This window comes from Roseivirga sp. UBA1976 (assembly GCF_002336325.1).
Taxonomy (GTDB): domain Bacteria; phylum Bacteroidota; class Bacteroidia; order Cytophagales; family Cyclobacteriaceae; genus Roseivirga; species Roseivirga thermotolerans.
Genome location: NZ_DDDQ01000059.1, coordinates 1 through 17,802 on the forward strand (window position 1 = coordinate 1; position 17,802 = coordinate 17,802).

Sequence of the window (17,802 nt, forward strand, 5' to 3'; positions counted from 1 at the left end):
CACCTGGGGGGCGGCTATGACTGGCAACCGGTAATGATTGGAACTTCCACCCTTGCCGTTTTTGGGGGAACGCTCATTTTCTTTTTTGTGGGCGATGGTCCCTCACGAGTCAAATCGAGTGGATTTTCGATGAAACAGGCTCTTCATGTATTTAAAAAGAAAGAGTTTCGCCATGCTGCATTCGGCTACTTTGGCCATATGTGGGAGCTTTACACCTTCTGGGCATTCTTACCCCTGGTTCTTGGACATTACTCTGAGGCATTGCCCTCCAGTTTATGGACCTTTGTTGTGATGGCCATGGGTGCCATTGGTTGTGTAACAGGTGGGTACTGGTCAGTGAAAAAAGGAAGTGCCCGGGTAGCCTATGCTTTTCTTATGACCTCCGGGGCCCTTTGCCTCATCTCTCCATTATTATTCTCTCTGCCTCAATGGCTTTACTTAATCGCAGTTTGTCTATGGGGCTATGCCGTTATTGGCGATTCGGCACAATTCTCCGCTCTCAATGCCCAAAAAGCTCCCACAGAACTTAAGGGTACTGCGCTTACTTTGGCCGTTTCTATCGGCTTTTTTCTTACCATTCCGAGTATTCAGATGCTGCAATTTCTGAGTACATTCCTACCCGTAGAATGGTTACTATTCACCTTATTCATTGGGCCTTTGTTTGGGCTCATATATACCCGCAGACTCTTTAAGACCCCTTAATATCCTTTAAATGTTTGGGTGGTAACATCCAGCCCCAAAGCCTTTAGCTCTCTGGCTGTCATTTCAATCACATTTACATCGAGCGGAATCGGCTCTAAAGGAGCATTGTTTTTATCCTTCTCCTCCTTTACGATGCGATCAACCAAATCCATTCCCTTAATCACTTGCCCATAGATCATATAATTACCGTCAAGCCGTGGAAGCCCCTCCTTATTCTGCACAATGTAAAACTGACAAGCCGCAGATAGTTTACCGGGGTTGTTATCTCTTCCTGCACCAAAAGCTCCGTAAATATGCTTATGCCCGGCTTCAAACTCCGGTTCCAACAGATGCACCGAGTAGGCAAAGCCTTCCGGAGTATCGGGGCAACCACCCTGAGCTACAAAGTTTTCAATAACCCTATTGAAGGTATAATCATCGAAATATCCTTCGCGAGCCAGCTCTAAAAATGCCGCCTTATGCTTGGGTGTATCGTCATATAACCAAACCAGAATTTCACCAAATCGGGTGTTAATTTGGGCCACTTCGTATCGTTTAAGGGGTGCTGAACCCAGAAGTAAAGCGGCTATCAGGGCTACAAAATACTTTTTCATGACACCAATATAAGGCATAATCTTAAGGCATGCATTGGATTTGAGAAGGCTCCATTGTTTCTTTGAGCATGGAATTGGATGGAACAGCACCGGTAAAAATCGGTATTATCACAGTATCGGACCGAGCGAGCGAAGGAAAGTACGAAGACCTCTCAGGTCCGGCCATTATCGACACCCTCAATGACTACCTCATTACGCCCTGGGAACCCATTCACCAGATTATTCCTGATGAACAATACCTTATTGAAAGCACCCTTAAGCAAATGGCAGACAAAGAAAAATGCTGCCTTATTGTGACCACAGGAGGTACCGGGCCGGCTCCACGCGATGTTACACCTGAAGCAACCGAGACGGTTTGTGACAAAATGATGCCCGGCTTTGGCGAACTTATGCGTCAGGTAAGCCTTCAGTATGTGCCTACGGCCATTCTTTCGAGGCAAACAGCCGGGATCAGAGGCAGTAGCCTTATTATTAACCTGCCCGGCAAACCCAAGTCTATCCGCGAATGTCTGGATGCCGTATTTCCGGCCGTTCCATATTGCATAGACTTAATCAATGGCCCGTACCTGAAAACAAAAGAGGAAGTTATCAAGGTATTTCGACCAAAGGCCTAAGACATCCGTTCTTAGCCTTGGCAAAATCAATAAACAGACTAAGGGGTACACTATTTAGGAGAGGGCACCCAAGTGGGCTCACCGTGATAGAAATTGCCCGAGGTGATTTTAACAAAACTTCCATCCACTAAATCGATGGTATAGATTTGATCTCCATCGCTTGCAGTGGTTCCGTGAAAAGCAATTTTTCGGCCACTGATGGACCAGGCAATTTCCTGTTCAGAATATACTGTATTGGTAATTCTTTCAAGTGCTCCATTGGCTGTGGTGTACAACCAAATATCCCACTGCAATTCTTCCGCATCTCCTGCTAAGCATAGGGCCAATTGCTTTCCATCAGGAGACCAGCTTGAATATTTTGCCATCAGCGGAAAAAAGCTTATCTGTTCTAACTCCATACTCTTCAAGTCCAGAATAAAGAGCTGATTAGTACCTGTTCGGTCAGAAATGAAAGCCATTTTTTCAACGTTAGGAGAAATACTAAAGCGTCCGTTGTAGCCCTCATGGTGAGTTAGTTGTTCTGGATTACTTCCGTCTATATCGGCCCTCCAAATATGAGTCGTCTCCCCTTCCGAAACAGTATAGAAGATAAAACGACCATCGGGCGACAACTGATAGTTATCTAGATCTGAAAAAGGAAGCGTAACAGTAGTTCCTGTCCTCAGATCCATAGACAATACGTTAAAGTTTCCCAGCGAATCGTTGGAGTAATAGATCAGTTTATTCAGCGTTGCATTCCATTTAGGACTTTGGTCATAACCTGGGCTGGAAGTAAGTCTTTCTTCCCACTGCCCAAATACATCGGCACTATATAAATCAGCATTTCCATCCGATATTTTAAGGTATACCAGCCTTTCTCCCATCTTTGGTGAGTTGCCACTACATGCGGCCAGCATCATTAATAGACAAAAGAACAAGGGGTGTTTCATAGTCGGCCAATCAGAAGTCTCTATTTCGGCTTAAATTGGTAAAATATGTGCGCATTAAAGAGACAAAACTTTCTTTCCTTTTTGTATGTTGCTACATGTATAACCGAATTTTATGAGCAATTCCATCATTAGAATAGAAGCCCTTCAATTTCCCTGGCAAACGCAAGACCCTTTTTTGTTTTGCGCCTATCACAACGATAAATATCCGCGAGGAAATGGGCACCTTGGGCCGTTTGGGGGAACCAGCGGCAGAAATATTGGATCCGATTTTAGTGGTAAAGACGGTTGGAGCATGTATCATGGAGAAAGCGTCCCGGGTTTTCCGGCCCACCCGCATGCCGGCTTTGAAACCATAACCATTGCCGAAAAAGGACTGGTAGATCATTCGGACTCTTTAGGAGCAGCCGGTAGGTTTGGCAATGGCGATGTGCAATGGATGACCGCAGGTGGAGGCGTTCAACATGCCGAAATGTTTCCGTTGCTCAAAGAAGATGCGGAAAATCACTTACTGCTCTTTCAGATTTGGCTTAACCTTCCGGCTAAAAGCAAAAAAGTACCGCCTTACTTTGGAATGCTTTGGAATGAAGACATTCCTATGGTGGAGTTTACCGACAGCCGTGGAGCATTGAGTCGCATTAAAGTAATATGTGGTGAATTAAACGAAGTGAAGCGTTATGCGCCTGCGCCAGATTCGTTTGCGGCCAACCCTGAAAACGATGTAGCCGTTTGGTTGATTGATATGGCTCCAAATGCCCGTTTCACCCTGCCCGCCAGCCGCAAAGACACCAACCGCAGCATTTACTTGTATAACGGTGATTCGCTCGATGTAGAAGGTGCTGAGGTACCGGCCATGCATACCGTAAAATTAAAAGCCGAACAAACCACCAACTTGCAGGCCTCGGCCAGCGGTGCAAAACTACTTTTACTTCAGGGCAAACCCATTGGTGAACCTGTGGCTAAGTATGGCCCTTTTGTGATGAATTCACATCAGGAAATTCAGAATGTCTTTGCTCAGTTTCAGCAGACTGAATTCGGTGGCTGGCCCTGGCCTTCTTATGCCCACACACATGCTCCCGATCGGGGTAGGTTTGCCTTGCATGCCGATGGAAGGCTGGAAGAAAAAGGCTAAAGGGCTATTTAGGTAGATTTCTAATCTCACTGGCCTGAAGAGAGCGTCTGGAAAGCTTTGTAAGCGTCACACTGAGCTTGCCTGCCTGTGGCAAAGGCAAGTTTCAGAGTGATTATAGCAATCAAAAGGCATTTGATTTCGGAACCTTCCCGGTCCATATGAGCAAGCAATTATCATTGCTTGCAAGAAGTAAGAGGGCATCTTAAAAGTTAGTTGGGTTACTTAAGCGGCATGGCCTAGCTTTGGCCTTTTGCCACCATTCGCGTCTTCACAAATGGCTCTTATTGAGATGGACGTAGCCCCCCCGGAAGTCCTTCTAATCTATTAGTCGGCAACCAATCGGTAAAGTCCGCCCCCTTCTACTCCAACATACAAATAACCGTCATTGCCCATTTCCACATTCCTTACCCGGCCAATTCCTTCGGCTATTTTCTCTTCTGCCACCACCTCATCATCTTCTACTACTAAACGCACTAAATAATTGAACTTAAGAGAGCCAACAATGATATTACCATCCCACCCTTCATAATTCGATTGATGAACAATGGCCATTCCACAGGGAGCTATAGAGGGCACCCAGTAAGTAACCGGTTGTTCCATTCCGGGGCGAGTAGTTTCATCGGTAATTGGCGAGCCACCATAATTCACCCCATAGGTAATTACAGGCCAGCCATAGTTTGCCCCTTTCTTTATTAGGTTAAGTTCATCGCCACCCTGAGGGCCATGCTCATGAGACCAAATAGCTCCGGTTTCGGGGTGCATGGCCAACCCTTGCGGGTTGCGGTGTCCATAAGAATAAATGGCTTCCTTAGCTCCCTTATGCCCAATGAAAGGGTTATCTGCAGGAATTGAACCGTCATCGTTCAAGCGGTATATCTTTCCTCCATCTCGTGTAATGTCTTGAGGGTTCCCATCCCTATTTCCTCTATCACCAATGGAGAAGTAGACATGATTATCGCGGTCGAAGGCAATTCGGCTGCCGAAATGCTGGCTGGCTCGTGTATTCGGACTTCCTTTGTAGAGTACCTCATGGTTTTCGAAGGCCGAACCGTTCCACTGAGCGCGGCTCAGCGCAGTCATGGCACCATCTCCATCACCTTCATTGCTGGCATAGGTAAAGTATACCCATCGATTGTTCTCAAAATTGGGGTGCAACTCAATATCCAGCAAACCACCCTGCCCTCTCACTACACTAGAAGGCCCTCCGGCTACATGGTCATTGACAATCTCACCATTTTCGAGAAGCACAATCCTACCTTCCTTTTCAGTAATTAAAATCCGGCCATCGGGCAAAAAAGCCATTCCCCACGGGTTCTTAAGCTTATCGTTTACCAGCTCGGCTTTTACTCTTATTGGTTCAGTATCTTTTTCGGTGAGAGGTACATCGTTAGGCCCTGCCTTGCAGGCCAAAGCTGATAACCATACGGTGGTAAAAAGAAGTGATTTTATTCTCATGGTCTTATTTAAGGTATACACAATAAACGCAATGAGGCTTAAAAATGGTTTTAAAAAAACTGTAAATGGCATGATGGATAATTTTAAGCAAGTATGCCTTGCTGCACTAACAATACCAAAGCTCCATTCATACCATTATTGACCACTCAACTCAATTGATGTTTTAATAAAATGATAAAGCCTATATTATTGATGGCCAAATACAAACAAACTATGAAGAAACTCTACCTATCTATGCTGCTTGTGCTGCTAAGCTTCTGTGCTGTAGCCCAACAGCACAAAGCCAACTTTAAGGCGGCTGAGAAGTTTAAGTCGACCAACATCCGGAACATGCTTAAAAGCACCCGGGTAAGCCCGCAGTGGTTTAAGGACAGCGATAAGTTTTGGTATACCTACACAACCACCAATGGAAAAAACTTTTATGTGGTTGATCCGGCCAAAAAGACCAAAACGCTCATGTTCAACAACAAAGACTTTGCTGCTCAGCTGAGTGAATTGACCCGTAAGCCATGGAACTACCTGGACCTTGATCTGAAAGGGCTTGAACTGGAAGATGATAACCGAACGCTGACCTTTATGGTAGATAGCATCGACTATCATTTCGATCTTAACACCAAGCTCATCACCAAAGGAGATTCAACCGAAAAAGCTCCTAAGCGTAATAACTGGGCTACCTACTCTCCTGATAGTACCTGGATTTCTTTTGCGAAGAATCATAACCTCTATCTTATGAAAGCCGATGATCCTGATTCGGTTGAAATTCAGCTTACCGAAGATGGCGAGCGTTGGTTTAGCTATGCCTGGGATCAGGGTGATACCGCCAAAGACAAAAAGAGTCGTGCAAGAGCCCGGTGGTTCGAAGATGAAAGTAAGATGTTTGTGAACCGATCTGACTCCCGCAAGGTAGGTGAGCTATTTGTAATTGACGAACTAAAGAACCCAAGACCGGAAATTGAGATCTATAAATATGCCATGCCGGGAGAGCAAGAAGTGCCTCAGGAGCAGTTAGAGCTCTTTGATGTGGCCACACGCACCCGAACCATTCTGGACATTGACAAATACACCGACCAAACCATAAGTGCTTACCTGCCGGGTAAAACCTCCGATAAGATGTTCTTTACCCGAATGAACAGAACCTCTGATACGCTGGACGTATGTCGCGTAAATACGGCTACGGGAGAGGTAACAACACTTTTTACCGATGTAAACCACCCATATTTTAACTGGAGCTATCAGCAATTGGCTATACTCAACGAGGGTCAAGAACTCATCTGGTGGTCTGAGCGCAACGGTTGGGGACAATTGTATCTGTACGATGGCAACACCGGAGCCCTTAAAAACAAAATCACTAACAGCGGATACTTTGTGACCGGCCGAATACAACAAATAGACACGGTGGGTAGAAAGGTATACTTTGAAGCGCGAGGTCGTGAGCCGGGAGTTGACCCATACTATGCCCTAATGTATAAGGCTAATTTGGATGGAACTGGCTTTAAAGCATTGAGCACTGAACCGGCCAATCATTTTATGAGCATGAGCGAGTCGAGCAAGTACTATGTAGATAACTTTTCGGCTGTAGACATGGTACCTCAGTCATATTTAAAAGACAACGAGGGCAATATAATAATGAAGCTGGAAGAGGCTGACATGACTCTGCTTAATCAGGCAGGCTTTAAAATGCCGGAACGCTTTAAGGTAAAAGCAGACGATGGCATTACCGATCTGTATGGCGTAATGTACAAGCCCTTCGATTTCGATTCAACTCGTAAATACCCCATCATATCTTACGTATATCCGGGACCACAAACGGAGTCGTTCGGCAACGACTTTAGTATTACAGGCGGCTACAACACCGCACTGGCTCAGCTAGGTTTCATTGTAGTTTCTATGGGCCACCGTGGCGGTAGCCCCATGAGAGATAAGTATTACCATACTTATGGCTATCAGGACTTGCGTGACTACGCCCTCAAAGATGACAAGCGATCGCTTGAGCAACTGGCGGAACGTCATTCATTCATAGACCTGGATCATGTAGGTATTTTTGGGCACTCCGGTGGTGGTTTTATGTCTACAGCCGCTTTACTCACTTACCCCGATTTCTATGATGCCGCAGCTTCTTCGGCCGGTAATCATGACAACAACATTTATAACAAATGGTGGAGCGAAACGCACAACGGTGTAAAGCGTGTAGACAAGAAAAAGAAAGACAAGGATGGCAACGAAACTACGCAAACCACATGGAATGCCAAGATTGAAACCAACCAGTCATTGGCCAAAAACCTGAAAGGTCACTTGTTGCTAACCCATGGTACGCGCGACAATAACGTGCATCCGGGCAACTCTTTGCGCGTAGCCGATGAGCTGATGAAAGCCGGCAAACGCTTCGATTATATGCCTATTCCGGGTTCGCGCCATGGTTACGGTAGCAAAAGAGACTACTACGAATACATGATGTGGTATTTCTTTGCCGAACACCTTTTGGGCGACTACCGAAACAATGTAGACATAGACCTGCCCGATGATAACTAAGGGTTACTGAAGGCATAGCCTAACAAAAAAGCCCGCTCTGACTTCAGAGCGGGCTTTTTCATGTCTTTATGATTAATTTATGGGGTTACTCATTTAGATCGCATTTGTTAGACCCAGTATACTAGCCATAAACTGTGTACTCACAGCGTCTTTTAACAACCATTTGCGAAAACATCAATGGTGGCAAAATATCACAACATGCGAGAGAAGTAAGAAAGCCTATAACTTCAATTACTTTGCTCTCCAGGCCACCTGCTTGGCCGTATTACCCACTGTAACAATGAGACGCGTTGGTCCGGGCACCAATACCAAACGTACCTCCTGATCGGGGAAGTCATCTACCTGAACCGGAACACCCTCTCCATACTCCACATCGTAGCTATATCGGCCCTGATTGTCTTTTTGGTTTCTGATATAGTTTTTGGCAAAGTAGGCAATTGGCAAAAGTACCTCGTTATCGGGGCAAAATTCATCGTGAACCAGTGCAATGGCCTCTTCCAAATCGGCACCAAACTCCTCTATAAAAGCATCTTCCAAGTCGTGCAGCTCCTCTTCCAGATCATCATAACGCTCATCGTTATAGTCCAACTCGTCTAATTCGTTGATTTTATCTGCAATCAATGCAAAGTCCCTGTTCAGTTTATCTACGTCCATGAATTATCGTTTGTGTGCAAAGCTGTTGAGTTCATTTTTAACTTCCAAACTCTCAATAGAAAAGCTGGGAAAAGGAGGCCACTAATCCGGCTTTTTATGAAGTGGAATGCCCTGCCCGAAACCTAAAGGATTGCTTCTTGTCATATATTCACCGGCAATTCCTTTTTCCAATCCAAATGGACATCTATTTTTGAAGTGTATTCAGAGACTCATTTTTACAAGTAATAATAAACCACATGCATTTGAGTTTTTCACTTAACAACTCTGATGTGCACCACGCTTAAACTGAACGTATGATCACCGAACAAATACAAGCAAAAATAAATACCTGGCTCAATTCGGGCATTGATGAAGACAGCAAAGCATCGATAAGAGCCATGTCTGATACCGATCTGGCCGATGCGTTTTACAAAGACCTTGAATTTGGCACCGGAGGCCTGAGGGGTATAATGGGTGTAGGCTCCAACCGAATGAATAAATACACTGTTGGAATGGCCACTCAAGGCCTGGCCAATTACCTGAAAAAATGCTTTCCGAATGAAACGGTAAAGGTGGCCATTGCTCATGACAGCCGAAACAACAGCCGTTTTTTTGCCGAAACAACAGCCGCTGTTTTTTCGGCCAATGGCATTCACGTCTACCTGTTTGAGGAGTTGAGACCTACCCCGGAACTCTCCTATGCGATAAGAAAGCTTGGGTGCAAAAGTGGTGTGGTACTAACTGCTTCGCATAACCCCAAAGAATATAATGGTTATAAAGCCTATTGGGAAGATGGTGCTCAGGTAATATCCCCTCACGATAAAAACATCATCAAAGAAGTTCAGGCTATTTCCGGAGTAGAACAGGTAAAGTTTGAAAAAGATGATAGCAAGATTGAACTTATCGGACGGGCAGTTGATGAGGCCTACATCAATGAAATTTTGAACCTCACCCTTAATGCTGAGGCAATTGAGCGACAGAGTCAACTCAAAATAGTCTTCTCTCCTATTCACGGCACTGCCATCACCCTGGTGCCCGAAGTGTTAGAGCGCAAGGGCTTTAAAAACGTTACGGTGGTAGAAGAGCAGGCTACTCCTGATGGTAATTTCCCAACGGTGGTATATCCCAACCCGGAAGAACGAGAAGCCATGAGCATAGCCCTGGCCAAAGCCAAAGCTATAAATGCCGATCTGGTGATGGCCACCGACCCCGATGCCGACCGTGTGGGAATTGCGGCTAAAAACGAGAGCGGGGAGTTTGAGATTCTTAATGGAAATCAGGCCGCTACCCTACTCATCTACTACCTGCTTACTCAGTGGAAAAACAGGGGCAAGCTGGATGGCCGGCAAATGATTGTAAAAACCATTGTAACTACCGACCTTCTGGATAAGATAGCCGCAGGCTTTGGGGTCGATTGCCCCAATACCTTAACGGGTTTCAAGTTTATAGCCGCTCTCATTAGAGAATTGGAAGGTAAAAAGGAGTTTATTGGTGGTGGAGAAGAAAGTTATGGCTACATGATCAGCGACTTTGTGCGCGACAAGGATGCCATTGCTTCATGTGCCATGCTAGCCGAAATGTGTGCCTGGGCCAAAGACCAGGGGCTCTCCGTTTTCGACCTGCTGGCCAAAATCTATCGGGAATATGGATTTTATCTGGAAGACCTCATTTCCATTACTAAAAAAGGCATGAAGGGAGCAGAAGAAATTCAGCAAATGATGGCCGATTTCCGGGCCAACCCTCCCGCAACACTGGCGGGTCAGCAGGTGGTCAGAAGCATTGACTATCAGGCTTCAATAAGCAAAGATCTGCTAACTGGCAATGAGACGACAATTGATTTACCAAAATCTAATGTACTTCAGTTTTTGCTTCAGGATGGCTCCAAAGTATCGGCCCGGCCATCAGGCACAGAGCCAAAAATAAAATTTTATATAAGTGTAAACGCGCCTTTAGCCAACAGCGAAGCCTACCAACAGGTAAAAGAGAGCCTAAAGGCCAAAATAGAGCATATAAAAGCTGATTTAAAACTATGAGTGCTATAATAGAACCATTAATAGAGCTTTATCAAAGGGAGTTAGATACGCTCCTGAAAGAAGTAAAATCATATAAAAAGGAGGAAAACTTGTGGCTGACTGGAGGCGACATTGCCAACAGTGGCGGTAATTTGGCCCTGCACCTTTGCGGCAATCTCAGGCATTTTATTGGGGCCATTTTGGGTGGTAGTGGCTACATTAGACAGCGTGACGATGAGTTTAATCTCAAAGATGTAAAGCGATCGGAGATCATAGATCAGATTAAACAAACCCGAAATATTGTAACCGAAACCCTTGAAAACATACAAGAAACTCAGCTTTCTGAGGTCTATCCTGTCAATGTTTTCAACAAGGAAATGAGCACCCTCAGTTTTATTTACCACCTCTATGGTCACCTTAACTACCACTTGGGTCAGCTCAATTATCATCGCAGGCTCTTTGATAAGTAATCGTTCATGTTCGAAAAAAACGTATCGCTAAAGTCGTACAACACCTTTGGTATTGAAGCCAAAGCGTCCCATTTCTTCACCTTTCGGTCGGTTGACCAATTGCAGCAGGCGCTTGAGCAAAGCGCAGGCATGCCCCTTCTCGTATTGGGCGGAGGAAGCAATGTGTTACTAACGCGCGATTTTGAGGGACTGGTTTTAAAAAACGGGTTAAGGGGTGTAGAACTCATTGAAGAAACAGAGGAGCACTACTGTGTAAAAGTTCAGGCTGGTGAAAACTGGCATCAGTTTGTACTAAAAGCCATTGAAAACGGTTGGGGAGGTATTGAAAACCTTTCGCTTATTCCGGGTACTGTGGGGGCAGCTCCCATGCAAAATATTGGTGCATACGGTGTAGAAATAGAGCAGGTATTCGATCATTTAGAAGCCCTGGAGATTGCCAGTGGCCAACTGAGGCGGTTTAACCATGCCGAATGTGCTTTCGGCTATCGCGAAAGTGTCTTTAAAAAGGAACTTAAAGGCCGTTTCATTATCTGCTCAGTTACTTTCAAGCTCACCAAAGCCCATGAGTTCAACACTTCCTATGGAGCCATACAGCAAACCCTTGATGAAATGGCAGTAACGCAGCTGAGCATAAAGGCTATTTCAGATGCTGTTATCAAAATAAGGCAAAGTAAACTCCCCGACCCCGCACAAATTGGTAATGCAGGCAGTTTCTTCAAAAATCCTTCAGTAGATAAAATTGATTATGAGGGTTTAAAGGCGGAGTTCACCAATGTACCGGGCTACAATCAGCCGGATGGTAAAGTGAAAATCCCTGCAGCCTGGCTCATTGAGCAAGCCGGATGGAAAGGAAAGACTTTTGGCAATATTGGGGTGCATAAACTACAACCACTGGTTTTAGTAAACTATGGTGGAGGAAATGGAAATGCCATCAAAGAGTTGGCTTTTGATATTCAAGCTTCGGTAAGTCAAAAATTTGGTATAGAGTTGCACCCGGAGGTTAATATTATTTAGCATGCGCTTACATAAACTAAAAAAACCCTTCAATACACGTAGTACTGAAGGGTTTTTATGGAACTCAATGCTCCTTAGGGCATTCTAACCCAATCACTGGTATTCTAAAGCTCTCCGGCCTGTATTTTCTTGGCTATGGCCTGACACTCATCCAATACTCTCAGCAGATTTCCACTCCACAACTTGGCTATCTGCTCCTCGGTGTAGCCTCTTCTTACGAGTTCGAGCGTCACATTAAAGGTCTCTGAAGCATCGCTCCAACCTTCAATACCCCCTCCACCATCGAAATCGGAGCTTATGCCCACATGCTCAAGGCCTATCTTTTTCACCAAATAGTCGATATGATCTACAAAGTCGGCTACATCAACCGGTGGAGCCACCGCATTAACTTCTTTCTCAATGGTTTCTCCGTGCTTCTCTCTAAAGGCAGAGAGCTGCTCGTAATAGGACTCCCGATCTTCGGCCGACATTTCTCTCAGCTCACTTCTGGATTTGATCTCAAAGCCTTCTTCACCCGCAATTCGCTCCATCACTTCATTCATCTTTTCGCTGTGCAAGCGGTTCTTTTCGGCATTTACATAGCTCTTGAACGCCACCGTCTGAATTACCCCACCATTCTCTTTCAGCATCATTAGTTGCTCATCGTCCATGTTTCGGCTCACGTCATTCAAAGCTCTGGCCGAAGAGTGCGAAGCAATTACCGGAGCTTTACTCAATCGCATGGCTTGCATATTGGCCTCTTTGCTAGGGTGCGACAGGTCGATCATTATGCCCCACTTGTTCATTTCGGCCACCACTTGTTTACCAAAATCGCTCAATCCATTATGTAACCAAACAGAGTCTCTTTCGCCCGTGTTAGAGTCGCTCAGCTGGCTATGACCATTGTGAGAGAGCGACATGTAACGCGCACCTCTATCGTAAAATTCCTCCACCCTGTCTATTTCCATTCCCAGCGGGTAGGCATTTTCCACTCCAATCATGGCTACTTTTTTCCCTGCGGCTACAATTCTGCGCACATCGTCAGAGGTGTAGGCCAGCTCAATTTTATCCGGAGCAATTTCTTCGCACAGTCTGTGAATGGCTTTGAATTTGTCATCGGCATTTTCATAAGCTCGGGCATATCCCTCCTCAGAAAGTTCTCCCTGTCCGGTATACACCACAAACCAAGCTACATCCAGCCCCCCTTCTTCCATTTTTGGCAGGTTCACCTGCGTGGAAAGACGCTGAGTGTAATTGGTTTCTTCTGTAAAGTTGGTGGTGTTGATGTCGTCATGCGTATCGAGCGTAATTACCCGGTCGTGAACACCTTTGGCATAATTAATTAGCTCTTCTTCTGTCATATTGCTCACATCAGTGGTTTCCTTTTCTTTGGGACCACACGACCAAAAAATGAGTGTAGCCGAAGCCAGGCTTAAAAATCGTTTTATCATGTTTGTTTTAAATTAGGTTGAATTCTCCCTTGAATCTAATCACTATTATGACTTTCTGAGAATACAATTCTTTTAATGGTCATAAAAAAGGAAAAGCAACTACCTCTGGTTGACAGAGATAGTTGCCTGAAAAGTGTATGTATGGGGCGTGTATTTAAACCCTTACCTGCCCTTGGCCATATACATAGTATTTGTTGGTAACCAACTGTTCGAGGCCTAATGGCCCCCGGTGGTGAAGCTTGTCTGTACTTATGGCCAGTTCGGCCCCCACACCCATCTGCCCACCATCTGTAAATCGGGTGGATGCATTATGGTAAACGGCTCCACTGTCTACCCTATCCATAAATTCTCTGGCTTTAGCCATATCGTTAGTCATAATGGCAGAAGAGTGGCCACCAGAGTACTTGTTGATTTTCTCTATGGCCTCTAATTCGTCACTCACAAGCGCTACGCATGCTTTGAGTGCCAAAAACTCTTCATACCATGTTTCTTCATTTTCTATTACTTGTTCATTGGGCAATACTTCTTTTACCTGCTCATCGACCAGCAAAGCCACTTCAAATTCATGTAATGCCTTTTGCAGATGAACTAGCTTCTTCTCAAGATCAGGCAATCTCTTGTCGATCAATATTTTATCTAAAGCATTGCAGGCCGATATCTTATCGGTTTTTGCATTGAGTATTACCTTAATGGATTGTTCCCAGTCGGCCGTATGGTCCACATAAATAAAGTTGTTGCCTCGCCCCGATACCAATACCGGGCAGGCCGCATGGTCTTTCACAAATTGAATCAACCGCTCACCACCGCGAGGTACAATCAGATCTATGGGCTGAGTAGGATTCTTGAGAAAGGCCTGTGTTTCTTCTCTTTTCAGGTTGAGTAATTGAATATACTCGTCAGAAAGGCCATTGAGCCTAAGGGCTTTGTGCCATAGATCTACCAACACTTTGTTGGTATGAATTGCCTCTTTACCTCCTTTAAGCAAAATTTTATTATTGGCTTTAAAAGCCAATACAGCCGCCTCTACCGTAACATCGGGCCTGGACTCATATATGATCATAATGGTACCGAAGGGGGCCGTTTTATTGACTATCTTCAGTCCATTGTCGCGCTCTACTTCCGATAGTGTTTTACCCACCGGGTCTTCCTGCTCCCTCACCTCTTTTACTGCTTTTATCATTCCATCCACTTTATTATTATCGACCACCAGCCGATCATACATGGCTCTATCGCCCTTGTTAAAGGCCTTCAAGTCCAGCGAATTGGCCTGAATTATTTCAGCTCTGTGCCGGTCGAGCAATTCTATAACTGTATCTAAAACCTTATTCTTTATATCTGTATCTAATAAATTCATTGTCAATATTTTATGATGTAAACTTTGTACCTACCCGTTTGCCTTCCACAATATCCAGTATCACGCGTTCACGCTTTCCATTGGCTATGTAGGTGGTAATGTCTTTAGCGGCCGCACCTTGGGCAATTTTAAGTTTGGAGCCCATCCCTCCTCTACCTTCTGCCTCGCCCTTGCCACGTTCTCGTATGTAGTGGTCCAGGCGTTCATCGGCCTTTACCTCTCTAATTATTTTTGTGCCATCGTCATCTGGGTGGCCATTGTAAAGGCCATGGGTATCGGTCAGAATAATGAGCATATCTGCGCCTATTAATTCTGCTACCAGACTGGCCAGCTCATCGTTATCCGTAAACATGGAGTGCGAAACTGAGGTAGCATCATCTTCATTGGCAATGGGTATTATACCCTCTGAAAGTAGTCCCTCGTAGCAGTTAATCATGTTTTCTCTCCATACTCCCGGGTTAAAATCTCGTTTGGTAGCCAACACCTGAGCGCATTTCATGCCGTAATCATGGAATGTTTCGTAGTACTGGCGCATCATGCGAGGCTGTCCTACCGATGAAAATACCTGTCTTCGGGTGGCCTTATCTTTTATATTGCAACTGCCCACTACCTCTTTTCCGGAAATCACCGAACCCGAAGAGATGAGTACGGAAAGAATATCCTGTTCATACAGCTCCGCAATTTGCTTCACTATTTGATGAATGATGGGTCTTACTAATCGGTTGTCTTTATTGGTGAGTACGTTAGTACCCACTTTAATTACTATTCTTTTCTTTTCTGATTTCTCCAAAACCTATTTTTCTACTTCTTCAAGTTGTTCTTTCTCTTCTTTAGTTTGTCCCAGCTCTACGGCCCGGTTAAAAGCAGCGTAAGCCGCATCATGAATCAGCTCTTTTACATTGTTATCTTCTAAAGAATCCAGAGCAGCCTGGGTAGTTCCTCCCTTAGAGGCCACTCGTTTCATCCAACCGTTGGGCGATAGTTTGTTTTTGTTAAAGAGCTCAATGGCTCCTTCAAAGGTGGTGCTTACCAACACTTTTGCATCGTTATCAGAAAAGCCCATGCTCTTGGCTGCTTCCATCATGGATTCCATAAAATAGAACACATAGGCAGGACCACTACCGGAAATACCCGTGGAAGCATCAATAAACATCTGTGAATCGACCCTAACCGATTTTCCCGTGGAGTTAAGTAAGTCTTCGACCATCCAGAGTTCAATGCGTGAAATTTCGGGAGCCGCCAGGTATGAGGTCATGCCCTTTCCTACCTGAGCCGGAAGGTTAGGCATGGCTCTAACTACCTTATTAATGCCCAAACCTTTCTGAATGGTTTCTATGGTTACTCCGGCCATTATCGAAATGACCAACTGCTGATCGTTCATCATTTCCTTCATTTCGGCCATAAGCTCATCGTTGTGATAAGGCTTGACAGCCAAAAAAATGATATCACTCACAGGCAAACTTTCTTCCAGGGTGTCATATACCTCAAAGTTTTCATTGGCCTTCTTTAAGGTTTCCCTCAATTCAATAGACTTATCGTAGACCATTAGGTCTTCTTTTTTCAGGTAGCCCGACTTTCCAATAGCCGAGGCGTAAGTGAGGCCCATATTACCTGCCCCAATAACTAGTACTTTCATAATTTATTTGTGATTAAAAATGAATGATGGTTTGACAAATGAATTGACAATAGCTTTCAGCCCGAACATGAAAATGCCGGGATCAGAGAAAGTATTTCAAAGCATCTTAACTTCTAAAGGAGCATTTGGCCAGAAACAGGCCTGTAGGATGAGACTCGATACTATCTTTTGGATGTATTCTATTCTCTGCGTAGCTCATAACACTAATAAAACACAAAGAGGGCGGCATAGTTCAGATTTTTTTCAAAAACCCTGAAAACGATTGAATATCAAAGTCTAAGAAATGGAGCCAGCCCTTTCAAAGAACCCTTATCTTTCGAGAGAATGCAATGGTATTGTATTAACAAACCACAATTTTTAACTAGCTTTAGTACAATGAATGATTGATTGCTATACCAGTGCCTGCCTCAACCATGCTGGTTTTACATCGGGTCACCTCCGATTCTCATTAACAATCGTCAGAATAAGTTTATAGCTGGTTATACATTCTTCACCTCCATTGCACGTAGTTGAATTATTGAGTAACTTATTGTACATCTATTAAGTTGGATAATTATACCCATGAACCAAATCCCAAATATGGAAGTAGTAAACGATATTAAATCGTTTAAGCAGGTCATAGACCTAAGCCCCTTCCCTATGTGGGTATATGACCTTGAAAGTCTACGTTTTCTCTATGTGAACGACTCGGCCATTCGACTCTATGGCTATAGCCGGGAAGAATTTTTGAGTATGACACTGAAGGACATCAGACCTAAAGAAGATGTTCAGTTGCTGCTCAAAGCCATAGATCGACTCAAAAGCAAAGCCGAAAAAGCCCCACAGCGAGTGTACAGACACATGGCCAAAGACGGGCGGATACTCTACGTACACATTAAAGGAAACACCATAGACTATGACGGTCGCCCGGGCGAGTTAGTGAGTGTGATTGATCTAACCGATGACCGGGAAAAAGACAATAAGCTCTTGCAGCAACAGCTTTTTCTTACCACTATTTCAGAAGTTAACTCCTACTTATTGAGTTGCGAAACCATTGATGAGGCCCTTTCAGGTACATTTGAGCTAGTGGCTTCGGTAGCAGAGATAGATTCCATCTGCTATTTTAAAATAAGCAGCAACAGCAAGCATGGCCAGGTATATGCCATCTGGAAAGACCATGAGTTTGTGGTAGAAAACCCAGAGAAAGCTCCCACTATCCCCGTAGCCTTACTAGAAAAGACTCGCGAAAAAATTGTTATCAAAGCCTTCGATGAGGCACTGGAGGTTTTTAAAGAACACCTGTACACAAATCCTGAAACCACC

15 protein-coding genes and 1 pseudogene are annotated in these 17,802 nt (G+C 44.7%); 8 read left to right on the forward strand and 8 right to left on the reverse strand.

The window, feature by feature from the left end:
• Positions 1-702 (forward strand): annotated as a pseudogene (locus B3763_RS06530) (MFS transporter); the annotation flags it as partial.
• Here the strand turns inward: B3763_RS06530 and B3763_RS06535 are convergent.
• Complete coding sequence (locus B3763_RS06535; protein ID WP_286744971.1) at positions 699-1,295, reverse strand: peptidylprolyl isomerase; 597 nt, start codon at positions 1,293-1,295, stop codon at positions 699-701. The pseudogene B3763_RS06530 and the gene B3763_RS06535 sit on opposite strands and share 4 nt — an antisense overlap.
• Before the next feature lie 68 nt (positions 1,296-1,363).
• Here B3763_RS06535 and mog point away from each other — a divergent pair, with 68 nt between their 5' ends.
• Positions 1,364-1,909 (forward strand): molybdopterin adenylyltransferase, encoded by a 546-nt coding sequence (mog, locus tag B3763_RS06540; RefSeq protein WP_189631100.1) that lies wholly within the window; start codon positions 1,364-1,366, stop codon positions 1,907-1,909.
• A 50-nt stretch (positions 1,910-1,959) separates the two neighbouring features.
• Here the strand turns inward: mog and B3763_RS06545 are convergent, their stop codons facing one another.
• A complete protein-coding gene (locus tag B3763_RS06545) occupies positions 1,960-2,838 on the reverse strand; it encodes a TolB family protein (protein ID WP_286744973.1) in 879 nt (292 codons plus the stop codon).
• Between the two features lie 112 nt (positions 2,839-2,950).
• On the opposite strand from B3763_RS06545, the gene B3763_RS06550 reads away from it, so the two are divergent.
• Complete coding sequence (locus B3763_RS06550) at positions 2,951-3,967, forward strand: pirin family protein (protein ID WP_286744976.1); 1,017 nt, start codon at positions 2,951-2,953, stop codon at positions 3,965-3,967.
• A gap of 324 nt (positions 3,968-4,291) precedes the next feature.
• Here the strand turns inward: B3763_RS06550 and B3763_RS06555 are convergent, their stop codons facing one another.
• The gene (locus B3763_RS06555; RefSeq protein ID WP_286744978.1) at positions 4,292-5,494 is read right to left on the reverse strand and encodes a PQQ-dependent sugar dehydrogenase; all 1,203 of its coding nucleotides are present in this window, start codon (positions 5,492-5,494) and stop codon (positions 4,292-4,294) included.
• A 141-nt stretch (positions 5,495-5,635) separates the two neighbouring features.
• On the opposite strand from B3763_RS06555, the gene B3763_RS06560 reads away from it, so the two are divergent.
• Positions 5,636-7,951: a S9 family peptidase gene (locus tag B3763_RS06560; protein ID WP_189631097.1), complete on the forward strand. Its 2,316-nt coding sequence runs from the start codon at positions 5,636-5,638 to the stop codon at positions 7,949-7,951.
• Positions 7,952-8,182: 231 nt separating this feature from the next.
• On the opposite strand, the gene B3763_RS06565 is transcribed toward B3763_RS06560, so the two are convergent.
• Positions 8,183-8,605 (reverse strand): hypothetical protein, encoded by a 423-nt coding sequence (locus B3763_RS06565; protein WP_189631096.1) that lies wholly within the window; start codon positions 8,603-8,605, stop codon positions 8,183-8,185.
• Positions 8,606-8,898: 293 nt separating this feature from the next.
• On the opposite strand from B3763_RS06565, the gene B3763_RS06570 reads away from it, so the two are divergent.
• From B3763_RS06570 to murB, 3 genes are read left to right on the forward strand one after another with little or no spacing between them, the layout of a single operon-like run.
• Positions 8,899-10,617: a phospho-sugar mutase gene (locus tag B3763_RS06570; RefSeq protein ID WP_286744980.1), complete on the forward strand. Its 1,719-nt coding sequence runs from the start codon at positions 8,899-8,901 to the stop codon at positions 10,615-10,617.
• Complete coding sequence (locus B3763_RS06575; protein ID WP_286744981.1) at positions 10,614-11,066, forward strand: DinB family protein; 453 nt, start codon at positions 10,614-10,616, stop codon at positions 11,064-11,066. Before B3763_RS06570 ends, B3763_RS06575 begins: the two co-directional genes overlap by 4 nt.
• A gap of 6 nt (positions 11,067-11,072) precedes the next feature.
• Entirely contained in the window at positions 11,073-12,080 is a 1,008-nt protein-coding gene (gene murB / locus B3763_RS06580; protein ID WP_286744984.1) for a UDP-N-acetylmuramate dehydrogenase, read from the forward strand.
• A 104-nt stretch (positions 12,081-12,184) separates the two neighbouring features.
• Here murB and B3763_RS06585 read toward each other — a convergent pair whose 3' ends face one another.
• From B3763_RS06585 to proC, 4 genes are all read right to left on the reverse strand, one after another.
• Entirely contained in the window at positions 12,185-13,510 is a 1,326-nt protein-coding gene (locus tag B3763_RS06585) for a dipeptidase (protein ID WP_286744986.1), read from the reverse strand.
• A gap of 154 nt (positions 13,511-13,664) precedes the next feature.
• Positions 13,665-14,864, reverse strand: coding sequence for a glutamate-5-semialdehyde dehydrogenase (locus B3763_RS06590; RefSeq protein WP_286744989.1), 1,200 nt, complete (start codon positions 14,862-14,864; stop codon positions 13,665-13,667).
• 10 nt (positions 14,865-14,874) lie between these two features.
• On the reverse strand, positions 14,875-15,654 hold the full coding sequence (gene proB, locus B3763_RS06595; protein ID WP_286744990.1) for a glutamate 5-kinase: 780 nt from the start codon (positions 15,652-15,654) through the stop codon (positions 14,875-14,877).
• Positions 15,655-15,657: 3 nt separating this feature from the next.
• Entirely contained in the window at positions 15,658-16,500 is an 843-nt protein-coding gene (proC, locus tag B3763_RS06600; RefSeq protein WP_286744993.1) for a pyrroline-5-carboxylate reductase, read from the reverse strand.
• A 579-nt stretch (positions 16,501-17,079) separates the two neighbouring features.
• On the opposite strand from proC, the gene B3763_RS06605 reads away from it, so the two are divergent.
• The coding region (locus B3763_RS06605; protein WP_286744995.1) for a PAS domain S-box protein at positions 17,080-17,802 on the forward strand (723 nt) is incomplete at its 3' end.

Excerpts from the sequence above, each read along its gene's own strand:
- B3763_RS06550 (WP_286744976.1), top strand. The coding sequence starts at position 2,951 with ATGAGCAATTCCATCATTAGAATAGAAGCCCTTCAATTTCCCTGGCAA.
- B3763_RS06545 (WP_286744973.1), bottom strand. The coding sequence starts at position 2,838 with ATGAAACACCCCTTGTTCTTTTGTCTATTAATGATGCTGGCCGCATGT.
- B3763_RS06555 (WP_286744978.1), bottom strand. The coding sequence starts at position 5,494 with ATGCCATTTACAGTTTTTTTAAAACCATTTTTAAGCCTCATTGCGTTT.
- murB (WP_286744984.1), top strand. The coding sequence starts at position 11,073 with ATGTTCGAAAAAAACGTATCGCTAAAGTCGTACAACACCTTTGGTATT.
- B3763_RS06565 (WP_189631096.1), bottom strand. The coding sequence starts at position 8,605 with ATGGACGTAGATAAACTGAACAGGGACTTTGCATTGATTGCAGATAAA.
- B3763_RS06590 (WP_286744989.1), bottom strand. The coding sequence starts at position 14,864 with ATGAATTTATTAGATACAGATATAAAGAATAAGGTTTTAGATACAGTT.
- proC (WP_286744993.1), bottom strand. The coding sequence starts at position 16,500 with ATGAAAGTACTAGTTATTGGGGCAGGTAATATGGGCCTCACTTACGCC.
- B3763_RS06570 (WP_286744980.1), top strand. The coding sequence starts at position 8,899 with ATGATCACCGAACAAATACAAGCAAAAATAAATACCTGGCTCAATTCG.
- B3763_RS06535 (WP_286744971.1), bottom strand. The coding sequence starts at position 1,295 with ATGAAAAAGTATTTTGTAGCCCTGATAGCCGCTTTACTTCTGGGTTCA.
- mog (WP_189631100.1), top strand. The coding sequence starts at position 1,364 with ATGGAATTGGATGGAACAGCACCGGTAAAAATCGGTATTATCACAGTA.
- B3763_RS06585 (WP_286744986.1), bottom strand. The coding sequence starts at position 13,510 with ATGATAAAACGATTTTTAAGCCTGGCTTCGGCTACACTCATTTTTTGG.
- B3763_RS06560 (WP_189631097.1), top strand. The coding sequence starts at position 5,636 with ATGAAGAAACTCTACCTATCTATGCTGCTTGTGCTGCTAAGCTTCTGT.
- B3763_RS06575 (WP_286744981.1), top strand. The coding sequence starts at position 10,614 with ATGAGTGCTATAATAGAACCATTAATAGAGCTTTATCAAAGGGAGTTA.